The 699-nt window shown below is 36.2% G+C and carries 1 protein-coding gene; it reads left to right on the top strand.

The genetic code is table 11. The annotated features are described in order from the left end of the window. Positions 1–253: 253 nt before the first annotated feature. Positions 254–699: transposase (locus AC1DIT_RS28260; RefSeq protein WP_476998618.1), on the top strand; the 446-nt coding region annotated here is incomplete at its 3' end.

The following is a 699-nucleotide window of genomic DNA, read 5'->3' as shown; positions in this document are numbered from 1 at the left end:
TTCTACTCATCAGGTAGCATAGTAAAAAAATTCAAACCCGTCAGGGTTTATTTGATATGCCTACTTTTATAACATCTATAAACGATAATAAAATATTACGTGAAAAGACCCCATTTTGTATAAAAATATACCTTAAGTTGATGGATGTGGGGTAGCACCACATCACTATCAAGCTAATAAAACAAAATCCCCCCTAAAATGAAAAAATACGCTATTCTTTCTGTAGAATCATAAGAAAGGATGGCGTTTTTGTATGTCTATTTCTGTATCTGATGAATTGCAACTATTTGCTCAAGAAATTCAAAGCTTCTTATCTCAAAATATCTTACGAGATATTGCTAGAGATGTTGGTTTTGTGCAGCGAACCAGTAAGTACCAAGCAAAGGATTTAGTCGCTTTATGTGTATGGATGAGCCAAAATGTCGCTACAACTTCTTTAACTCAGTTATCCAGCTGTTTAGAAGCATCAACAGAAGTGCTCATCAGTCCTGAGGGATTGAATCAACGGTTTAATAAAGCGGCCGTCCAATTTTTGCAACACATATTAGCGGAACTACTAAACCAAAAATTGGCCTCATCTATACCGATTTCTTCTCCATATACTTCTGTTTTTAAGCGTATTCGTATTTTAGATTCAACTGCATTTCAGCTCCCAGATTCCTTTTCATTCGTTTATCCAGGTGCAGGAGGCTGCAGCCA

It is taken from the genome of Bacillus sp. 05T22, assembly GCF_056396765.1.
The sequence above is the reverse complement of the archived record's forward strand: the minus strand, read 5'-3'. Positions and strand labels throughout refer to the sequence as shown.